1 protein-coding gene is annotated in these 2858 nt (G+C 73.3%); it reads left to right on the top strand.

Going from position 1 to position 2858, the window contains the following annotated elements:
• A partial coding sequence (locus ACFCV8_RS35855; RefSeq protein ID WP_376689747.1) for a hypothetical protein occupies positions 1-2726 on the top strand: 2726 nt, incomplete at its 5' end.
• Between the last annotated feature and the right edge of the window lie 132 nt (positions 2727-2858).

Below are 2858 nucleotides of genomic sequence, written 5' to 3'. Positions count from 1 at the left end.
CCGACTGCGCCCACCCCCCACTGAACGGTTTCAACTCGGCGCCCACCGAGGCCGATCCGGTCAGCGGCTGCCGCACCTTCACCGCCCCGGCCGCCGGGCTCTACGACGCGTACGCCATCCGCGACGACGGCTACCGCACCCCGCTCCGCGTCGAGGACGCGACCGGTGCGGCCGTCTGCGAGTACTGGATCACGTGCACCCTCCCGGCCGCCGGCGAGTACACCGTCCGTACGACGTCCCGCTCGCTCGTCATCGACCGCTCCGCCACCACCGGCTGCGAGCCGGTCGGGCTCGGGCTGTTCCGGGGCGAGTTCGCCGCCGCCGGTGAGACCGACTGCCTGTCCCTGCCGCTGCCCGCCGGTGCGCGGTTCACCGCGGTGGAGCCCGTCTACAGCGGTGCCCCGCACCCGGCCGTGACCGTCGTCGACGCGGACGGCACCGATATCTGCCACCAGCCGTCCGGCCCCGGCAACGGCGCCTGCGAGCTCACCGGCAAGGCCCCCTTCCGGGCCCTGGTCGTCAACGACGGCACCGCGAAGCCGACCGGCCCGTACGCCCTCTCCCTGCACCGCACCGACACGGCCGACGGCTGCCAGGTGCTTCCCGAGGGCGACTTCACCACCGCCCCGCGCAACGCCCGCGTCACCACCGGCAACGGCTCCGCCGTGGCCTGCCTGACCATCCCGGCCTCCGACCACAGCGTCATGGAGGCCGTCCAGCTCCAGGCCGCCTCCGGCACCGCCGTCTCCGCCCAGTTCCTCGTCGTGGACGCCCGGGGCAAGGAGAGCTGCCGGACCTACACCCCCTCCGCCTCCACCTGGACCGGCTGCGCACTCACCCCCGGTGTCGCCCACACCGTCCTGGTCATCGGCCGTGACGCCCCCGGCGAGTACGCCGTGACCCGCCGCGACATCACCGCGACCGCCAAGGGCTGCACCGCGAACCCGGCGACCGGGCCCGGCGGCGCCTCCGCCGAAGGCGCTCTCGGCGCCCCCGGCGAGCTGCGCTGCCGCCAGGTCACCACCGCCGACACCAAGGACATCGTCCACATCGACGCCCGCGACGCCCTGGGCACCGCCAACGTCGAGGTGTTCGGCGACGAAGGGAACGGCAGCGGCTACACCAGCAGCGGCCCCCGCTGCACCGGCGACCGGGCGTGCGCCGTCACCGGCTCCACGCACTACCAGGCCGTGGTCTCCGTCCCGCCCACGAAGCAGGCCGCCGACACCTACCGTTTCGACGCCGTGCGCCTCGCCGGCGCGGACGGTCCGGCCCCCGAGTGCGACCGGGTCAAGAGCGTCGCGTACGGCTACGGCCCGGTCACCGGCACCCTGGACGAGCAGCACAGCACCATGTGCGCCGCGCTGCCCACCACGTACAGCGACCGCTTCGCGATGGACATCAGCGACACGACCGGCGCCACCGGGACGGCCGTGCCCGCCCTCTACGACCCGAGCCTCGACAACGGCTGCTCGTACTCCACCCTCACCAAGGGCTACGAGTGCCGGGTGATCGAGAACTACACCCGTGAGCCGACCCCGAGCTTCCTGGTCCTCTCCCTGCCGGAGAAGGCGTCGACGACCTCGTACCGGGCCGAGGCGGTCTGCACCCTGTCGCTCTGCGGCCTGGAGCGGATCACCCTCACCAAGGTCTCCCCGAACGCCGCCGCGTCCGGCGGGAAGACCACCCTCACCGTCAGCGGCTCCGCCCTGCACGAGCAGTCCCGCCTCCTCCTGCGCAACGGCGACCGCGAGATCATCGGCACCACCCTCGCCGTCTCGCCCGACCGCCGCACCCTCACCGCCGAGGTGGACCTGACCGGCGCGCCCGAGGGCGCCTGGTCCGCGATCCTCCTCAGCCGCGGGAACGGCGAGTACGGCAAGCTGCCCTTCACCGTCACCTCGGCCCCGCTCACCAGCACGGCCCCGCCCACCCTCAGCGGGGAGGCCCGCGTCGGCGAGTACCTCACCGCGACCACCGGCACCTGGTCGCCCAAGCCCGCGTCGTACTCCTACCAGTGGTACGGGGACGGGAAGCCGATCAGCGGTGCCACCCGGTCCGTGTTCACCGTCCCGGCCACCCTGATGGGGAAGAAGGTCGGCGTCACCGTCACCGCCCACCGGGCCACCGCGGCGGACGCCACGGCCTCCTCGGCGACGCTCACCGCCGCCAAGGGCTACCCGCTCGGGTGCACGGTCTGCCCGGTGATCAAGGGCACCGTCAAGGTGGGCAGCAAGCTGACCGCCACGAGCGGCACCTGGTCCTGGACCCCCAGCTCCCTCGCCTACCAGTGGAAGGCGGACGGCAAGCCGATCTCCGGCGCCACCTCCGCCACCTACACCGTCCCGGCCTCCCTGCGCGGCAAGCTGCTCAGCCTCACGGTCATCGCCCGCCTCAGCGGTTTCGGGGACGGCCAGGTGAACACGGTCGGGGTGAAGGTCGCCACCGGCAGCGCGCCCAAGGCCACCAAGAAGCCCACGATCTCCGGCACCGCGAAGGTCGGCCGCGTCCTCAAGGCCGCCCACGGCACCTGGTCGCCCGCCCCGACGTCGTACGGCTACCAGTGGTACGCCAACGGCAAGGCGATCTCCGGCGCCACCAAGTCCTCGCTGACGCTCAAGTCGGCCCAGCGCGGCAAGAAGATCACGGTCAAGGTCACGGCCCGCCGCACCGGCCACGCCAACGGCACCGCCACCAGCGCGGCCACCAAGGCGGTGGCCCGCTGAAGCGTGTCGCAGAGGCGATGCGATGCCGCCTTCGCGCCGTGACCCAGCCTTCCTGACGGGTCTGCGACACGCTTCGCGGACCGTACGCGGGGCCGGCTGCCCCTTCCGGTGACGGCTCGCCGCCCACAGGGG

This window comes from Streptomyces sp. NPDC056347 (assembly GCF_042262625.1).
In the GTDB taxonomy this organism is placed as follows: domain Bacteria; phylum Actinomycetota; class Actinomycetes; order Streptomycetales; family Streptomycetaceae; genus Streptomyces.
This window is presented reverse-complemented; position numbering and strand designations above follow the sequence as displayed.